Origin of the sequence: Streptomyces sp. NPDC050287, from assembly GCF_044459385.1 — a bacterium.
Classification (GTDB): Bacteria; Actinomycetota; Actinomycetes; order Streptomycetales; family Streptomycetaceae; genus Streptomyces.
Genome location: NZ_JBITIY010000018.1, coordinates 110,351 through 126,472, shown reverse-complemented (window position 1 = coordinate 126,472; position 16,122 = coordinate 110,351). Strand labels below are relative to the sequence as shown.

Genomic DNA, 16,122 nt, shown 5'->3' with positions numbered 1-16,122 from the left:
GAAGTTCACATGTCCCGGAGTACTGACAGCCGGGCGAACGCCAGGTACCGTCCTGACCCAGTTCACGCGTGTGGACTACACCACCCTGGGCATGCCCGGGGCGGCTCACCACCTTCCTACAACGGATCGTCCGGCACGTTCCTGCCGGTAGAAGGGGGCCCTTCACCATGGCCACTGTCTCGTTCGACAAGGCGACCCGGATCTACCCGGGTTCCACGAAGCCCGCCGTCGACGCTCTTGAGATCGACATCGAGGACGGCGAGTTCCTCGTCCTCGTCGGTCCGTCGGGTTGCGGCAAGTCCACCTCGCTCCGGATGCTCGCGGGGCTCGAGGACGTGAACGCCGGTTCCATCCGTATCGGTGACCGTGACGTCACGCATCTGCCGCCGAAGGACCGGGACATCGCCATGGTGTTCCAGAACTACGCGCTGTACCCGCACATGACCGTCGCCGACAACATGGGCTTCGCGCTCAAGATCGCCGGCGTCAACAAGGCGGAGATCCGGCAGAAGGTCGAGGAGGCCGCGAAGATCCTCGACCTGACGGAGTACCTGGACCGCAAGCCGAAGGCGCTCTCCGGCGGTCAGCGTCAGCGTGTCGCCATGGGTCGCGCGATCGTGCGTGAGCCGCAGGTGTTCCTCATGGACGAGCCGCTGTCCAACCTGGACGCCAAGCTCCGTGTGTCGACGCGTACGCAGATCGCGTCGCTGCAGCGCCGTCTGGGCATCACCACCGTCTACGTCACCCACGACCAGGTCGAGGCCATGACGATGGGTGACCGGGTGGCCGTGCTGAAGGACGGTCTGCTGCAGCAGGTCGACTCGCCGCGCAACATGTACGACCGGCCCGCGAACCTCTTCGTCGCCGGCTTCATCGGCTCGCCCGCGATGAACCTGGTCGAGGTCCCGATCACCGACGGCGGCGTGAAGTTCGGCAACTCGGTCGTCCCGATCAACCGTGACGCCCTGAAGGCCGCCTCCGACAAGGGTGACACGACCGTCACCGTCGGTGTCCGTCCGGAGCACTTCGACATCGTGGAGCACAACGGCGCCGCCGCCTCCGCCCTGTCGAAGGACACCGAGGACGCTCCGGCCGGTCTCGCGGTCTCCGTGAACGTCGTCGAGGAGCTCGGCGCCGACGGCTATGTCTACGGCAGCGCCAAGGTCGGCGACGACCTCAAGGACCTGGTCGTCCGCGTCAGCGGCCGCGCGGTCCCGGAGAAGGGCGCCACGCTGCACGTCGTGCCGCGGCCGGGCGAGACCCACGTGTTCTCGACCTCCACGGGCGAGCGCCTCTCCGACTGAGTACGGGTGGCGCGATCCCGGGTGATTCACCCACGTTGACGAAGAGGGGCCCCGCAGGCTGCTGCGGGGCCCTTCTCGTTGGGTCCTTACTCGTTGGACCCCTACTCGTTGGGCCCGTACTCGTTGAGTGCTTCTCGTTGTCGACAAATACCCCGGCAGACCGGTCATTTCGAGCAGTGTGCGTCAACCTGCTACCCAAGAAGTGGCGCAACCCGTCCCTCGAACCGGTGACTCAATGTCGCCAAATCATCACCCCACGCTACCCTCACACGCGTGAAGTACTCCACTAACCAACAGACGCGACGCGGCCGGGGCCCCGCCCGCCGGATCGGCCGCTCCCTCGCCCTCGTCCTGCCCGTCGTCCTGGTGCTCTCCGGGACCCTCGCGGTCACCCGGGTCAACTGGTCGGGGGATCCCTCGAACTCGGTGCTCACGGCATCGGACGCCACACTGTCGGACGCCAAGCCCGCCGCGCCCCGCGCCCCCCAGGACGTGCTGCGCGACCAGCTCCTGACCGAACTCCAGGAGAAGAACCCGGGCGTCGCGCTCACGCACCTCCAGGAGGCCGTCAACGGCCATCCGAAGCTGGCCGGGCACTGCGCGTCCATCGCCAGGGCGCTGGGCCGTGCCGCGGTCCGTGTGTACGGGCCCACGCGCGCGCAGTCGTACGCCCGCCCGGTCTGCGACACGTCCTTCGCGTCGGGCGTCGCGGCGGCGCACAGCTGAGCGCGCCCCCTCCCTTCCCGCGGGATCTCCCGGCGTCCCGCCGAAAGGAGGTAACGGCTGATTAAGGAAAGGTTGCCGGAACCAGCACCGGGCGGGACGCACCGTACAGTTCGATTCATGACCGATCCGAACGCCGCGTCCCGCCCCGTTCAAGCCGTCGTCCTGGCCGGGGGCCAGGGTTCCCGACTGCGCCCCTACACCGACGACCGGCCCAAGCCGATGGTCGAGATCCCCGGAACGGGGACTCCTATCATCGGCCATCAGCTCGTCTGGCTCGCGGAAGAGGGCGTGACGGACGTGGTGATCAGCTGCGGCCATCTCGCCGACGTCCTGCAGAAGTGGCTGGAGTCCGCGGATCTGCCGGTGAACGTCACGACGGTCGTCGAGACGGAACCGCTGGGCCGTGGCGGCGGCCTCAAGTACGCCGCCGCGCACCTGCCCCACCCGGACCGCCCGTGGTACGCCACCAACGGCGACATCTGGACCCGTTTCTCGCTGCGCGACATGGCGGACTTCCACACCGAGCGTGACGCGCTCGCGACCCTCGCGCTGGCGCGCCCGCGGATTCCGTGGGGGGCGGTGAAGACGGACGGCTTCGGGCACATCACCGACTTCATCGAGGCACCGCCGTCGACGTTCGAGATCAACGCGGGTGTCTACGTCTTCTCGCCGGGCTTCGTGGAGTTGCTGCCCGAGCGTGGGGATCATGAGCGGACGACGTTTCCGCATCTTGCGCGGGAGCGGCAGCTGGCCGGTTTCCCGATTCCGCAGGGTGCGTACTGGCGGGCCATCGACACGGCGAAGGATCTGACGGAGGCGGCGAAGGAGCTGGCCGCGATGGGGCGGTAGCCGGCCGGTAGCTGTTTCTACGTCCGCAGGTATTACGTCGATGGGGTCCCGCACTGTTGAGTGCGGGACCCCATCGACGTTTGGGCCAAGAGGTGGTTCAGCCGGCAGGCGTGCCCAGGATTCCGCCCACCGGCGGGGTTACCCCAACAGGCCGCCCACCAGGCCCGGCTGGGAGGTGGAGTCTCCGCTGCCGGTGCCGCCTGTCGAGCCGCTGGAGGCGCTGCCGCCAGAGGTGGGGCCGGAACTGGTGCTGGGGGCCTGCTGGGCCGGGGAGGTGTGCTGGGGCGGGACCTGGCCGCCGGTGCCCTGGGTCTGGCTGGGGGTGCCGCCGCCGGTCGCGGTGCCGGTGTCGCGGGTGGCGCCCGGGGTGGTGGTGCCGGCGGTCGGGCCGGCGGTTCCGGCGGTGGTGCTCCGGGTGGGCGGGACGGAGGCCGACGGGGTTGTCCTGTGGCGCTTGGCGGGGTCCCGTGGGAGCGGGGAGCCGGGGAGTTCGTTGCGTGGGGGTTCGCCGGGCCCGGGGACGACCACCCGGTCGGCGTCGCGCACGGCGCCGCCGAGCAGTGAGCCGATCAGCAGGGTGATGCCGGTGGCGACGGCGGTGATGAGGGCGCCGCGGCGCAGGACGTGGCGGCGCAGGTCCCAGATGTCGGCGCGGGGGCCGAGGCGGCGCCAGGCGCCGCCGGCGAGGCGGCCGTCGACGGAGTAGACGGGGGCGCCGGCGATGATCAGCGGTGACCAGGCGGCGAGGTAGATGATGTCGGGGGTGTCGTAGGCGGGGACGCTCTTCCAGCTGACGGTGACGAGGAGAGCGGCGGACAGGCCGGCACCGACGACCGCGGCGACCCGCTGCCAGCAGCCCAGGATCGTGAGGACGCCCACGATGACCTGGAGGAAGGCGATGACGAGGCCGGCGCCGATGGGGTGCTGGAGGGCGAACTGGCGCAGTGGCTCGGCGACTTCCCAGGGGTGCAGGGTGTTGAGCCACTTGACCATGGAGCCGCGTTCGCCGCCGTCGAAGTAGACGGGGTCGCAGAGTTTGCCCATGCCGGCGTAGATGGAGATGAAGCCGAGGAAGATGCGCAGGGGGAGGAGGACGACGCCGAGGTTCATGCGGCGGCCGGGGTAGTAGGCGTGCCGTGAGGGGTCGTCGCCGTGCGGCCTGCCGGGCCGGTCCCCGGCGGAGTCGGGGTCGGAGTCGGAGCCGGCACCCGCGGCGCGGTGGTCGTACTCCTCGCACTCCTCGTATTCCTCGTACTCCTCGCCGGTGTAGGCGGGTTCGTCGTAGGCACTGCCCACGGTCCGCATGTTCGGCAGGAGGCGGGTGCCGTCGGAGCGGTGGCTGCCGTGGGTGCGCTGGGCGCCGACGACCGGGGTTTCGACGGTCTGGGCGAGGTCGCCATAACCGTCGTCGTAGCCGTCGTTGGAGTATCCGTCGTTGGCGTAGCCGTCGTTGGAGTATCCGTCGTTGCCGTAGCCGCCGTTGCCGTAGCCGCCGTTGCCGTAGCCGCCGTCGGCGTAACTCTGGTCGCTGTAGTCGCCGTTGACGTCGACGCGGGGGATGACCTGGGTGGCTCCGGCGTCGGCGGTCGGGGCGGGGGCGGAGTCTTCGCCGTGGCCGACGCTGCCGCCCCGCACGGCCTGGAGCAGGCGGTGGGCGCCGGTGTCGTCGGGGGCGGACTTGCCGCTCCACACGACGGGCCGGCGGCGGGCGGCGGCGTTGCCGCCCGGTCTGCCGGCCACGCCGGCGGCGGGCATGCGCGCGGTGTCCACGGCGGCACTCAAGTGCCGTGCGATCCGCGGGGATTGGATGCGTCGGGTCGACGCGCCCAACTGCACGCGGAAGCTCACATGATTGACGATGACCTGCGCCGGATCGCTCGGCACCTTCACCATGCTCAGCGCGGGAGCGTCGTCGAATCCCGACGGGCCGTCCCCCGTGGGTGTGCGGGGTGTTCTGGTGTCCACACTCATCTAACCGAGTGACGTGTGGTTAGGACACTGCTTTGACCGGGGCGGATCTGTCCGGTCTCCGTCAAGGTTGCCCTGGACGCCAGGAATACCCCGTGTGGGTGACTAGGTCGAAGACCCGTTCACGCCCGTCGTCGCGCCGCCTCGTAGAGCACGATCCCCGCCGCCACACCGGCGTTGAGCGACTCGGCCCCGCCCGGCATCGGAATCCGCACCCGGTGGTCGCAGGTCTCGCTCACGAGGCGGGACAGGCCCTTGCCCTCGCTGCCGACGACGATGACGACCGGGCCGTCCAGTGCGGCCAGTTCGCCGACCTCGGCCTCGCCGTCGGCGGCCAGGCCGACGACCACGATGCCGGCCTTCTTGTAGCCCTCCAGGGCGCGCGTCAGGTTGGTGGCGCGGGCGACGGGGGTACGGGCGGCCGTACCGGCGGACGTCTTCCAGGCGCCGGCGGTCATGCCGGCCGCGCGCCGCTCGGGGACGACGACACCGTGGCCGCCGAAGGCGGAGACGGAGCGGACGACGGCGCCGAGGTTGCGCGGGTCGGTGACGCCGTCGAGGGCGACGATGAGGGGGTCCTGGCCGTCGTCGTAGGCGGCGCCTGCGAGGTCCTCGGGGTGGGCGTACTCGTACGGCGGGACCTGGAGGACGAGGCCCTGGTGGTTGAGGCCGTTGGTCATGCGGTCGAGTTCGGGGCGGGGGGCCTCCATGAGGTTGATCCCGCCGCGTTCGGCCGCGAGCTGGAGCGCCTCGCGGACCCGCTCGTCGTTGTCGATGAACTGCTGGACGTACAACGTGGAGGCGGGCACGCCCTCACGCAGCGCCTCGACGACCGGGTTGCGGCCGACGACCAGCTCGGACGCCGACTTGCCGCCACGGCCCCGGGGTGCGGGCCGGCGTACCGTCTGCTTGGCCTTGGCGCCCGCGACGCGGTTCTTCTTGTGACCCTTGCGCATCTCGGCGGGCGGGGTCGGGCCCTTGCCTTCGAGGCCCCTGCGTCGCTGGCCGCCGCTGCCGACCTGCGCGCCCTTCTTGCCGGACATGCGGCGGTTGTTGGCTGCCATGACCTACCTGTCTGTGAAAAGCGGTGAAGTACGTACGTCTATGCAGTGTGCCGCCCGGATGGCCGAGCGGCACAATCGATCAAGGAATCGATCAAGAGGGGTCAGCGCGGGCCGAGGCTCCAGCGCGGTCCCTGCGGGCTGTCCTCGATGACGAGTCCGGACTGGTTGAGCTGGTCGCGGATGGCGTCCGCGGTGGTCCAGTCCTTGCGGGCGCGGGCCGCCTCGCGCTGGTCGAGGACCAGGCGTACGAGGCTGTCGACGACGCCGTGCAGATCGTCCCCGCGGTCGGCCTCGCCGGCCCAGTGCGGGTCGAGCGGGTCCAGGCCGAGGACGCCGAGCATGGCGCGGACCTCGGCGAGGCGGGCCACGGCGGCTTCCTTGTCGTCGGCGGCGAGCGCGCTGTTGCCCTGCCGGACGGTGGTGTGCACGACGGCGAGGGCCTGCGGGACACCCAGGTCGTCGTCCATCGCCTCGGCGAAGGCGGGCGGCACGTCGGCGGCGGGCTCGACGGCTCCCCCGGCCTTCTCCACCACGCGCTGCACGAAGCCCTCGATCCGCGCGAACGCCGACTCGGCCTCGCGCAGGGCCTCCTCGCTGTACTCGATCATCGAGCGGTAGTGGGGGGTGCCGAGGTAGTAGCGCAGCACGATCGGGCGCCATGTCTTGACCATCTCGGACACGAGGACCGAGTTGCCGAGCGACTTGGACATCTTCTCGCCGCTCATGGTGACCCAGGCGTTGTGCACCCAGTACCGGGCGAACTCGTCGCCGTAGGCCTTGGCCTGGGCGATCTCGTTCTCGTGGTGCGGGAAGATCAGGTCCAGGCCGCCGCCGTGGATGTCGAAGACGGAGCCGAGGTACTTGTGCGCCATCGCCGAGCACTCCAGGTGCCAGCCGGGCCGGCCGCGGCCCCACGGCGTCTCCCAGCTCGGCTCCCCCGGCTTGGCCGCCTTCCAGAGGGCGAAGTCGCGGGCGTCCCGCTTGCCGGTCTCGCCCTCTCCTGAGGGCTGCAGCAGGTTGTCGAGTTCCTGGTTGGACAGGCTCAGGTACTCCGGGAACGACTTGACGTCGAAGTAGACGTTGCCGTCGGACTCGTAGGCGTGGCCCCGCTCGATGAGGCCGCGCATCATCTCGACCATCTCGGTGATGTGGCCGGTGGCGCGCGGTTCGTACGTCGGCGGGAGGCAGCCGAGCGCGGTGTAGCCGTCGTCGAAGGCGCGCTCGTTGTCGTAGCCGATCGACCACCAGGGGCGGCCTTGGTCGGCCGACTTCGCGATGATCTTGTCGTCGATGTCGGTGACGTTGCGGATGAACGTGACCTCGTAGCCGCGGTACTCGAACCAGCGGCGCATGATGTCGAAGTTCAGGCCCGAGCGGATGTGCCCGATGTGCGGTGCGGCCTGCACGGTGGCGCCACACAGGTAGATCGAGACACAGCCCGGCTGGAGCGGGGCGAAGTCACGGATCTGCCGGGCGCTGGTGTCGTACAGGCGAATCGTCACGAGTCCAGGGTAGTAGGCGTAGGGCGGTGTCTTGCGCCCGTTGCCGCCAAGGGCACAGATTCGTGACGTCGGCCGGTCTCGCCGGCCGGTTTCATCGGCCGGTCTCGTCAGCCGGTCCGCACCACCAGCGCCGTCGCCACCGCCATCAGGCCCTCGCCGCGTCCGGGGAAGCCGAGCCCGTCGGTGGTCGCGCCGGACACCGACACGGGGGCCCCGGCGGCGTCCGACAGGATCTTCTGCGCCTCGTCCCGGCGCTTGCCGATCTTCGGACGCGGTCCTACGACCTGTACGGCGATGTTGCCGATGGTGAAGCCCGCCTCGCGGACGATCCTCGCGGCCTCCGTGAGCAGGGTGACGCCGGAGGCACCGGACCATTCGGGACGTCCGGTGCCGAAGTGCTGTCCGAGGTCGCCGAGGCCGGCGGCGGAGAAGAGGGCGTTGCAGGCGGCGTGGGCGACGACGTCCGCGTCGGAGTGACCGGCCAGGCCGGTGCCCTCGCCCTCCCACTTCAGTCCGGCGCACCACAGCTCGCGGCCTTCTTCGAAGGCGTGGATGTCGGTGCCGATGCCGACCTGGGGCAGCGGGTAGGCCGTCTCAGAAGCCATCGTTGAGCCTCCTGCGGGCCAGGACCGCCTCCGCGAGGACCAGGTCGAGGGGGCGGGTGACCTTGAAGGCCTCCTCGTGACCGGGCACGGCCACGACGGTCTCGCCGAGCTGCTCGATCATGCTCGCGTCGTCGGTGACGTTGTCGGTGACCGTCCCGTGGGCGCGGATCAGGGTGGCGCGGTCGAAGCCCTGGGGGGTCTGGACGGCTCGGAGGCGGGCCCGCTCGGGGGTGGCCACCACCGGCTCCGGGTCGCCCGGGGTCGTGGCCGGCTCCACTTCCTTCACGGTGTCCGCGAGCGGCAGCGCCGGGACGACGGCCACGGCGCCTTCCCGTACGGCCTCGATGACGGCGTCGACGGTGTCGACCGGGACGAGGGGGCGGGCGGCGTCGTGGACGAGGACGATGTCGTACTCGGGCGGCAGCGCGTCCAGGCCGAGTTTCACGGACTCCTGCCGGCTCTCGCCGCCCGGGACGACCAGGAAGTCCGTCCGCTCGGGCAGCGCGTGCAGGTCGAGCAGCGACTTCACCTCGGCGGCGCCGTCGGGCGGTGCCACGACGACCACGAGGGAAACGGCGCGGGACGCCGCCAGCGCGCGGACCGCGTGGATCAGCATGGGCGTGCCGTTCAGCGTCCGCAGCGCCTTGGGAGCGCCCGGACCAAGGCGTACGCCCCGGCCGGCGGCCGGGATCACGGCGGCGGTGCGAGGAGTCGTACGGCCCTCTGCGGGCGAGGGGCGCGAAACGTCAGACATCGGTTCCTGTCAGGTCAGGTTTGTGTGCTCGGCCTTGGTGGGTATGGCCTCAAGCGTGCCCGGTACGACAGCTTGACCGGAACCCTTCCGTGACCCTGGTCGAGCCTGCTGCCCGGGCCCGGCACGCACAGTATCGGGGGAGCTTTCCCGAGATGACCATGGGTACGTGAGCAGGACCATGGGTACATGCCCGGGACCAGGACCATGGGTACATGACCATGAGTACGGCGTGGGAACGCGAACATGCCGCAGCGCCCGGCGACTTCCTACGTCATCGGGCACCGCGGCATTCAATGTGCTGAGCTGGGCGGGCTGCTTGCTGCGGCCAGCGTCGGCGTCAGGACGCGAGGACCTCGTCGAGCAGGGCCTCGGCCTTGTCCTCGTTCGTGTTCTCCGCGAGCGCGAGCTCGCTCACCAGAATCTGGCGGGCCTTGGCGAGCATGCGCTTCTCACCGGCGGAGAGTCCGCGCTCGCGCTCACGACGCCACAGGTCACGCACGACTTCCGCGACCTTGATGACATCGCCGGAGGCGAGCTTCTCCAGGTTTGCCTTGTAACGACGCGACCAGTTCGTGGGCTCCTCGGCATACGGCGCGCGCAGCACCTCGAAGACCCGGTCCAGTCCGTCCTGACCGACCACATCACGTACGCCGACGAACTCCGCATTGTCCGCTGGCACACGTACCGTCAGATCACCCTGGGCGACCTTCAGCACCAAGTAGGTCTTGTCCACGCCTTTGATCTGGCGAGTTTCGATGGCCTCGATCAGCGCGGCCCCGTGATGGGGATAGACCACGGTGTCGCCAACCTTGAACGTCATGTGACAGGTACCCCTTCCGTGGCTATCCAGAGTAACACGGAAACCGCGTGTTCTGAATGGCGTTTTCGCAGGTCAGGGCGCATCTCGGGGCTTGACAACTGCGACAGGAACGTGCTTCGTCCGGCGAGCGGAAGAAGGTATTCGCAGGTGGGAGCGGCTGTCCGGGGGAGGTGAAACGCGTACGTTACACGCATCCGGAGGCCTCCCCGAGCGGCCGAACGTCCCCATATGTCCGCTTCCAAGTGTGCGACTTACGTTACTCCGTTCGGCGGCCGGAGTCGGGTCCGGGACCAATCCGGAATTGATCAAGCGGGCCCTCGGCCATGCCGAGGGTGATCAATTCCCGGCTTCATGGATTCCTCCACGGAAAATCCTCGGGGCCGTACCGGGGAGACTTATGTGAATGCCTGACGATCACCCGGCTCTATGTGACTCAGGAGTCACTTGTGACGGCAGTGGCTGGACCGTACTTGCGCCGTACTCGCGGCGTACTTGCGCCGTACTGAGGGACGCGGAGCCGCAGGGGGAGGGTCGGGTGCGGCGCGGTGGGAACGGCTCGATAGCCTGAGGTCGCTGACAGACACTTAGCGCGGCTTTACGGCCGCCTCGCTCGAGTCAAGGAGTTGCCGCCGCCGTGAGCAGCAGCCTTCGACGCGGTGCCCTCGCCGCCGCCGCCATCGCGTTCTCGATCGCCTCGCTCGCCGCGTGCGGCGCCGGCAACGACGCCCAGACCCTGCAGATCAAGCCGGACAACGCCGCCACGACCGTGGGCCCCATCAAGCTCCAGAACATCGTGGTCATCACCCAGCCCAACTCCCCGGCCAAGGGTCCGGCGGTGATCTCCGGCACCGTGTTCAACAACGGCGACACCCCCCAGACGCTGGACTCCGTCAGCGTCGCCGGAGGCGGGGCCGCCAAGATCACGCCCGCCAAGGGCAAGGGCAGGCTGACCGTCCCGGCCGGCGGCTCCGTCATCCTCGGCGGCAAGGGCAACCCCTCCGCCGCAATCAACGACCTCGGCCGGTCCGTCAAGGACGGCAACGCCCAGAAGGTCACCTTCACCTTCAGCGAGACCGGCGAGGTGAGCCTGAGCGCCTTCGTCGTCCCGGCCGACCACTACTTCACCAAGTGGGGCCCGAGCGCGGTCCCGTCGACGAAGCCGAGCACCAGCCGGTCGCCGGGCGCCGGCGAGAGCACGTCGGGCTCCCCCAGCCCGTCCACCTCCAACTCCCCCGCCGGTTCGACCACCCCCACCGACGCCTCCTCCGCGAGCGTCACGGGGTCACCGGCGGCGGGCCACTGAGCGGTCGTACGGCAGACGTGACAAGGCAGTAGGGCGGGGCCTCTCGATGAGGCCCCGCCCTACTGCCTTGTCCGTCCCTGCTTGTCCTGCGTCCCTGCCTGTCGTACGTCCCTGCCGTACGCCGTACGCCGTACGCGAGGTGCGAGGTCGGTTTACGGCTCGAACTTGTAGCCGAGGCCGCGGACCGTCACCAGGTAGCGCGGAGCTCCCGGGTCAGGCTCGATCTTGGCGCGCAGGCGCTTGACGTGGACGTCGAGGGTCTTGGTGTCGCCGACGTAGTCGGCGCCCCAGACCCGGTCGATGAGCTGCATACGGGTCAGGACGCGGCCGGCGTTGCGCAGCAGCATCTCCAGGAGGTCGAACTCCTTGAGCGGGAGGTCGACCTTGGAGCCGGAGACCGTGACCACATGGCGGTCGACGTCCATGCGGACCGGGCCCGCCTCCAGGGCGGCCGGCGTGACCTCCTCCGGCTCACCGCGGCGGCGCAGGACCGCGCGGATGCGGGCGACCAGTTCGCGGGAGGAGAACGGCTTGGTCACATAGTCGTCGGCTCCTATTTCCAGGCCGACGACCTTGTCGATCTCGCTGTCCTTGGCGGTCACCATGATGACGGGAACGTTGGAGCGACCGCGCAGCTGACGGCACACCTCGGTGCCCGGCAGGCCGGGCAGCATCAGGTCGAGGAGGACGAGGTCGGCGCCGTTGCGCTCGAACTCGTCGAGTCCGTCGGGTCCGGTGGTCGCGACAGCGACCTCGAAGCCCTCTTTACGGAGCATGTACGACAGGGCGTCGGAGAAGGACTCCTCGTCCTCGACGACGAGCACACGGGTCACGGAAGGACCTCCGGGGCGGTAAGCGGTTCGTAAGAGGATGAGTGGGGGGACGAGGGGGAGGTGGATCGGCCGGTCTCGTCGTCGAGGCCGCCGGGACGGTCGGCACCGTCGGCGCCGTCGAGGTCCGGGTGCTGGTGGGCGCGGTCGCGGGCGGCACCCGCCTCCGGCAGCCGCAGGGTGAAGGTGGAGCCCTGTCCCTCGGCGCTCCACACGGTGACCTCCCCGCCGTGCGAGGCGGCCACGTGTTTGACGATGGCGAGGCCGAGGCCCGTGCCGCCGGTGGCACGGGAGCGGGCCGGGTCGACGCGGTAGAAGCGCTCGAAGATGCGCTCCTTGTCCTTGTCGGTGATCCCGATGCCCTGGTCGGTGACGGCGACCTCGATCATGTCACCGCCGGGCGCGTTCACCCGTCGGGCGGCTATACCGACGCGGGTGCGGGCGGGCGAGTAGTTGACGGCGTTCTCGACGAGGTTGCCGAGGGCGGCCGCGAGCTGGCCGCGGTTGCCCCAGACATGCAGGTCGGCGTTGCCGCCCGCGTGGCGTGTCGCACCTGCCTGATCGGCTCCAGCGGACACCCCCACACTCGCCGCCATCGTGATCTGCTTGGTGCCGGCCTGGTGCCGGCAGCGGTCGATGGCCTCGGCGACCAGTTCGTCGACGCGGACCGGTTCGGCGTCCTCCAGGGGATCGTCGTTCTGCACCCTCGAGAGGTCTATGAGCTCCTGCACCAGGTTCGTCAGCCGGGTCGCCTCGATCTGCATCCGGCCGGCGAAGCGTTCCACCGCCTCCGGGTCGTCGGAGGCGTCCATGACCGCCTCGGACAGGAGGGAGAGCGCGCCGACGGGAGTCTTCAGCTCATGGCTGACGTTCGCGACGAAGTCGCGTCGTACCGCCTCGATGCGCCGGGCCTCGGTGAGGTCCTCCACGAGGAGCAGCACCAGCCGGGAGCCGAGCGGGGCGACCCGCGCGGAGACGGCGAGGGCTTCCCCGCGCCCGGTCCCGCGCCTCGGCAGGTCCAGTTCGACCTGCCGTATCTCCCCGTCCCGGCGGGTGTCCCGGGCCATCTGGAGCATGGGCTCCACGGAGAGCCGGCCGCCGCGGACCAGCCCGAGGGCGTACGCGGCGGAGCTGGCCTTGACGACGGCGTCGGCCTCGTCGAGGACGACGGCGGAGGAACGGAGTACGGACAGGACGGTGTCCACGCCCGGCGGAAGCACCGGGTCGGTGTGCAGGGATGTGCGGGTGGGGCGCTTCTGCTCCCGCTCGCTCCAGCGGAACGCCAGCATGGCGATGACACCGGTGAGTACACCGGCGATCGCTGCCGCTGCGGCGACCGCCGCGTTCACGTCCATGCACCCAGGTTAGGCATGACGGAGCCGCTGGCCACAGCCGTCCGAGTGCGACCTCGAACACTCGTCGCCCAGAGTTCACCTTGGAGCCAGGATTGGTTCATTTGGGGTGCCGGAAACGGACGCGTACGGGCCGGAACGTGGGAGCGTGGGGTGCGAGCACCGGTTTTGCACGCGACAGTCGCGCCGGGCCCCGGCCCCGGTGCCCCCCGAAGATCACGTACGAGAGGGAACCCCTGATGCGGGACGCGTACCACGAGGAACTGGATTCGATCGGCGACGGACTGGTGGAGATGGCCCGGCTGGTCGGCTCGGCGATCGGGCGCGCCACGACGGCGATCCTCGACTCCGACCTGAAACTCGCCGAGAGCGTGATCGAGGCCGACCAGAAGGTCGACGAGCTCCAGCACGACCTGGAAGCCCGCGCGATAGCCCTGCTGGCCCGCCAGCAGCCGGTGGCGACGGACCTGAGGATCGTCGTCACCTCGCTGCGGATGTCGGCGGACCTGGAGCGCTCGGGCGACCTGGCCCAGCACGTGGCCAAGCTGGCCCGGCTGCGCTTCCCGGACCGCGCGGTCCCGCACGACCTGCACGCCACGATCCTGGAGATGGGGCAGCTCGCGCAGCGCCTGATGGCCAAGGCGGCCGAGGTGATCATCACGAAGGACGTCGACCTGGCGCTCCAGCTGGAGCAGGACGACGACGAGATGGACCTCCTGCACCGCCACCTCTTCCAGCACCTCATCGACGACCGCTGGAAGCACGGCATCGAGACGGCCGTCGACGTGACCCTGCTGGGCCGCTACTACGAGCGGTTCGCCGACCACGCGGTGTCGGTGGCCAAGCGCGTGGTGTTCCTGGTGACGGGCGAGCACGCGGACGAGCTGCAGGGGGATGTGCAGCCGGACATCCAGGCGGCGCCGGGGGTGGAGGGGGTCTGATTCCTCCGGGGTGATTCTGTCCGGGGCACGGGCGAGCCACAGTGCGCCGTTGATGCGCCCAGGGGAACGGCCGTCCAATGGGCGCAGGCACCAGCCTTGAGGAGGGAACATGACCCAATTCCCCAGCACTCCCACCCCCGACCCCACGCAGGAACGCCCGACCGAGCAGCCCGCAGAGATCAGAAGCCTCCCGCTCTTCGGCGCGTGCGGCTGCGGCTCGGGCTGCGGCTGCGGCTGCCAGTCGGGCAACGCGTGCAAGTGCGGCTGACGGTGCGTTGAATTTCGTACGACGGTACGGGCCCCGGTGCGAGCCGGGGCCCTTCGTCTGTCCCTGTCGCCGGAGTCGGCGCACGGGCGCACCATGAAAGGAAGAGGGACAGGTACAGGAACAAGGAGGTGCGAGGCCATGGCTCAGTTCATGGATGTCCACCACGGGTTCGAGGGCATCACGCCCGACCAGCTGAGGCAGGCGCACGACGCCGACCTCTCGATGGAGAAGGACGAAGGCGTGCACTTCGAACGTTCCTGGGCGGACCCGAACTCCGGCACGATCTACTGCCTCTCCGAGGCACCGTCGGCCGACGCGGTCCAACGCGTCCACGAACGCGCGGGCCACAGGGCCGACGAGATCCACGAGGTCCCGCTGGTGGTCTGACGCCGCCGGACGGCGAGCGCCCCCGCGCCGCCGGGGGACGCCCGCCCTCGCGGGGTACGGCTGTCTACACTCTCGACAGGGCGGCCCACTCCATCGCCCCGGGAAGCGGACGACGGCATCGTTGTGCATCGAGCCCAACGAATCCCCAAGGTTGGGGCAGCCCCGTCCGGAAGGAAACCCCCGATGAAGCAGCTCGTCCCCTCAAAGCCGGACACCACGACGGCCGCTCCAACCGAGGCCCCGACCGATCCCCCGACCGAGAGCAACCTGGCCCCGCTGCTCACGGCCTGGGACCTGGCCCACCCCACCGCCGTGGACCCCGACTGGCGCCATCTTCTGGACGAGCTCGCCCACCCCGACACCACGCAGGCGTTCCACCGCCTCGCCGGGGCCCCGGCACAGGGACCCGCCGGACACGTCAGCCGATACGAGCCCCCGCGCCACTGACCCGGACCCGCGGGTCACCCGCGCGCAGTGTCACCGTGAGCTCGCCGGGGCGGCCTAGGTCCTCGCCCTGGTACAGGGTGAGGACGGCGTCCTCGGGAACCAGGCCGAGCTCGCGGGCGTACGCCCCGAACGCGGCGGCCGCGGCACCGGTCGCCGGGTCCTCGACGACGCCGCCGACGGGGAACGGGTCACGGACATGGAAGACGGTGGACGACTCCCGCCACACCAGCTGAACGGTGGTCAGGTCCAGGCGGTGCATGAGGGCTTCGAGGCCGGCGAAGTCGTACGCGAGATCCGCGAGGCGGGCCCGCGTCGCCGCCGCGAGAACAAGATGACGGGCCCCCGCGAAGGCGATACGGGGCGGAAAGGCCGGGTCGAGATCGGCGACCGGCCAGCCGAGCGCGCCGAGCGCCTCCGCGAGGTCGGCATCGGCGACCTCCTCGACGTGCGGCTCCACACTCGTGAGCGTGGCCCGCAGCACCCCGCCCTCCTCGGCCACCTCCACCGGCACGGTCCCGGCCCGCGTCGCGAACACCAACTCCCCGGGTCCCGTCCGCTCGGCAAGCGCCACTGCGGTCGCCACGGTGGCATGCCCGCAGAACGACACCTCGGCCTTCGGACTGAAGAAACGGATGGTGTAAGCCCGCCCGTCGAGACCCTCGGGGGGCGCGGTCAGAAACGCGGACTCCGAATACCCGAGCTCGGCGGCGATGGCCAGCATGTCGGCGTCGTCGAGGTCACCGGCGTCCAGAACGACGCCGGCAAGGTTCCCACCGTCGGGATCGGTGGAGAAGGCGGTGTATCGGAGTACGTCGGGCCGCGGCGCGTTGGTCGTCATGTGGGGGCAACGTGGAGAGGGACGGGGGGTGTTCCCGGATGCGGGGACGTGGGGTGTTCCCGGATGCGGGGACGTGGGGTGTTCCCGCCGGCATTGATGTCCGACATCAGCGAGTCGGTGATCCATCAACCACTGTCCGGGCGCACGGCGCCCTGTTCACCGAC

The 16,122-nt window shown here is 70.1% G+C and carries 17 protein-coding genes; 8 read left to right on the top strand and 9 right to left on the bottom strand.

Features of this window, described 5'->3' with window-relative positions:
* Positions 1–167 precede the first annotated feature (167 nt).
* The 3 genes from ACIBK3_RS41150 (at position 168) to ACIBK3_RS41140 (ending at position 2,879) form a co-directional block, all read left to right on the top strand.
* Positions 168–1,304, top strand: a complete 1,137-nt coding sequence (locus ACIBK3_RS41150) for an ABC transporter ATP-binding protein (RefSeq protein WP_399373259.1) — start codon at positions 168–170, stop codon at positions 1,302–1,304.
* Positions 1,305–1,577: 273 nt separating this feature from the next.
* Positions 1,578–2,030 carry a hypothetical protein gene (locus ACIBK3_RS41145; RefSeq protein WP_399373257.1) on the top strand — a complete coding sequence of 151 codons (453 nt, stop codon included), beginning with the start codon at positions 1,578–1,580 and terminating at the stop codon, positions 2,028–2,030.
* A 117-nt stretch (positions 2,031–2,147) separates the two neighbouring features.
* Entirely contained in the window at positions 2,148–2,879 is a 732-nt protein-coding gene (locus ACIBK3_RS41140; protein WP_399373256.1) for an NDP-sugar synthase, read from the top strand.
* A gap of 138 nt (positions 2,880–3,017) precedes the next feature.
* Here the strand turns inward: ACIBK3_RS41140 and ACIBK3_RS41135 are convergent, their stop codons facing one another.
* From ACIBK3_RS41135 to ACIBK3_RS41110, 6 genes are all read right to left on the bottom strand, one after another.
* Positions 3,018–4,850, bottom strand: coding sequence for a DoxX family protein (locus tag ACIBK3_RS41135; protein ID WP_399373254.1), 1,833 nt, complete (start codon positions 4,848–4,850; stop codon positions 3,018–3,020).
* Positions 4,851–4,969: 119 nt separating this feature from the next.
* The gene (rlmB, locus tag ACIBK3_RS41130) at positions 4,970–5,911 is read right to left on the bottom strand and encodes a 23S rRNA (guanosine(2251)-2'-O)-methyltransferase RlmB (RefSeq protein ID WP_399373252.1); all 942 of its coding nucleotides are present in this window, start codon (positions 5,909–5,911) and stop codon (positions 4,970–4,972) included.
* A gap of 101 nt (positions 5,912–6,012) precedes the next feature.
* Positions 6,013–7,413, bottom strand: coding sequence for a cysteine--tRNA ligase (gene cysS, locus ACIBK3_RS41125; protein WP_399373251.1), 1,401 nt, complete (start codon positions 7,411–7,413; stop codon positions 6,013–6,015).
* A gap of 107 nt (positions 7,414–7,520) precedes the next feature.
* Positions 7,521–8,018, bottom strand: coding sequence for a 2-C-methyl-D-erythritol 2,4-cyclodiphosphate synthase (gene ispF / locus ACIBK3_RS41120; RefSeq protein ID WP_399373250.1), 498 nt, complete (start codon positions 8,016–8,018; stop codon positions 7,521–7,523).
* A complete protein-coding gene (gene ispD, locus ACIBK3_RS41115; RefSeq protein ID WP_399373249.1) occupies positions 8,008–8,772 on the bottom strand; it encodes a 2-C-methyl-D-erythritol 4-phosphate cytidylyltransferase in 765 nt (254 codons plus the stop codon). Before ispD ends, ispF begins: the two co-directional genes overlap by 11 nt.
* 337 nt (positions 8,773–9,109) lie before the next feature.
* On the bottom strand, positions 9,110–9,592 hold the full coding sequence (locus ACIBK3_RS41110) for a CarD family transcriptional regulator (protein ID WP_003953493.1): 483 nt from the start codon (positions 9,590–9,592) through the stop codon (positions 9,110–9,112).
* Between the two features lie 634 nt (positions 9,593–10,226).
* On the opposite strand from ACIBK3_RS41110, the gene ACIBK3_RS41105 reads away from it, so the two are divergent.
* A complete protein-coding gene (locus ACIBK3_RS41105) occupies positions 10,227–10,895 on the top strand; it encodes a copper chaperone PCu(A)C (protein WP_399373247.1) in 669 nt (222 codons plus the stop codon).
* Positions 10,896–11,047: 152 nt separating this feature from the next.
* On the opposite strand, the gene ACIBK3_RS41100 is transcribed toward ACIBK3_RS41105, so the two are convergent.
* Both ACIBK3_RS41100 and ACIBK3_RS41095 read right to left on the bottom strand, forming a co-directional pair.
* Positions 11,048–11,728: a response regulator transcription factor gene (locus tag ACIBK3_RS41100; RefSeq protein WP_015659563.1), complete on the bottom strand. Its 681-nt coding sequence runs from the start codon at positions 11,726–11,728 to the stop codon at positions 11,048–11,050.
* Positions 11,725–13,080 (bottom strand): sensor histidine kinase, encoded by a 1,356-nt coding sequence (locus ACIBK3_RS41095; RefSeq protein WP_399373245.1) that lies wholly within the window; start codon positions 13,078–13,080, stop codon positions 11,725–11,727. Before ACIBK3_RS41095 ends, ACIBK3_RS41100 begins: the two co-directional genes overlap by 4 nt.
* Before the next feature lie 236 nt (positions 13,081–13,316).
* Between ACIBK3_RS41095 and phoU the strand changes: the two genes are divergently transcribed.
* The 4 genes from phoU (at position 13,317) to ACIBK3_RS41075 (ending at position 15,120) form a co-directional block, all read left to right on the top strand.
* On the top strand, positions 13,317–14,018 hold the full coding sequence (phoU, locus tag ACIBK3_RS41090; RefSeq protein WP_399373244.1) for a phosphate signaling complex protein PhoU: 702 nt from the start codon (positions 13,317–13,319) through the stop codon (positions 14,016–14,018).
* A 109-nt stretch (positions 14,019–14,127) separates the two neighbouring features.
* Positions 14,128–14,286, top strand: coding sequence for a hypothetical protein (locus ACIBK3_RS41085; RefSeq protein ID WP_399373243.1), 159 nt, complete (start codon positions 14,128–14,130; stop codon positions 14,284–14,286).
* A 138-nt stretch (positions 14,287–14,424) separates the two neighbouring features.
* On the top strand, positions 14,425–14,673 hold the full coding sequence (locus ACIBK3_RS41080; protein ID WP_399373242.1) for an SCO4226 family nickel-binding protein: 249 nt from the start codon (positions 14,425–14,427) through the stop codon (positions 14,671–14,673).
* Positions 14,674–14,856: 183 nt separating this feature from the next.
* The gene (locus ACIBK3_RS41075) at positions 14,857–15,120 is read left to right on the top strand and encodes a hypothetical protein (protein WP_399373240.1); all 264 of its coding nucleotides are present in this window, start codon (positions 14,857–14,859) and stop codon (positions 15,118–15,120) included.
* On the opposite strand, the gene ACIBK3_RS41070 is transcribed toward ACIBK3_RS41075, so the two are convergent.
* Positions 15,092–15,958 (bottom strand): PhzF family phenazine biosynthesis isomerase, encoded by an 867-nt coding sequence (locus ACIBK3_RS41070; RefSeq protein ID WP_399373238.1) that lies wholly within the window; start codon positions 15,956–15,958, stop codon positions 15,092–15,094. The genes ACIBK3_RS41075 and ACIBK3_RS41070 overlap by 29 nt on opposite strands.
* Positions 15,959–16,122 lie beyond the last annotated feature (164 nt).

Excerpts from the sequence above, each read along its gene's own strand:
- ACIBK3_RS41110 (WP_003953493.1), bottom strand. The coding sequence starts at position 9,592 with ATGACGTTCAAGGTTGGCGACACCGTGGTCTATCCCCATCACGGGGCC.
- ispD (WP_399373249.1), bottom strand. The coding sequence starts at position 8,772 with ATGTCTGACGTTTCGCGCCCCTCGCCCGCAGAGGGCCGTACGACTCCT.
- ACIBK3_RS41150 (WP_399373259.1), top strand. The coding sequence starts at position 168 with ATGGCCACTGTCTCGTTCGACAAGGCGACCCGGATCTACCCGGGTTCC.
- ACIBK3_RS41075 (WP_399373240.1), top strand. The coding sequence starts at position 14,857 with ATGAAGCAGCTCGTCCCCTCAAAGCCGGACACCACGACGGCCGCTCCA.
- ACIBK3_RS41085 (WP_399373243.1), top strand. The coding sequence starts at position 14,128 with ATGACCCAATTCCCCAGCACTCCCACCCCCGACCCCACGCAGGAACGC.
- ACIBK3_RS41080 (WP_399373242.1), top strand. The coding sequence starts at position 14,425 with ATGGCTCAGTTCATGGATGTCCACCACGGGTTCGAGGGCATCACGCCC.
- ACIBK3_RS41135 (WP_399373254.1), bottom strand. The coding sequence starts at position 4,850 with ATGAGTGTGGACACCAGAACACCCCGCACACCCACGGGGGACGGCCCG.
- ACIBK3_RS41070 (WP_399373238.1), bottom strand. The coding sequence starts at position 15,958 with ATGACGACCAACGCGCCGCGGCCCGACGTACTCCGATACACCGCCTTC.
- ACIBK3_RS41095 (WP_399373245.1), bottom strand. The coding sequence starts at position 13,080 with ATGGACGTGAACGCGGCGGTCGCCGCAGCGGCAGCGATCGCCGGTGTA.
- ispF (WP_399373250.1), bottom strand. The coding sequence starts at position 8,018 with ATGGCTTCTGAGACGGCCTACCCGCTGCCCCAGGTCGGCATCGGCACC.
- ACIBK3_RS41140 (WP_399373256.1), top strand. The coding sequence starts at position 2,148 with ATGACCGATCCGAACGCCGCGTCCCGCCCCGTTCAAGCCGTCGTCCTG.
- phoU (WP_399373244.1), top strand. The coding sequence starts at position 13,317 with ATGCGGGACGCGTACCACGAGGAACTGGATTCGATCGGCGACGGACTG.
- rlmB (WP_399373252.1), bottom strand. The coding sequence starts at position 5,911 with ATGGCAGCCAACAACCGCCGCATGTCCGGCAAGAAGGGCGCGCAGGTC.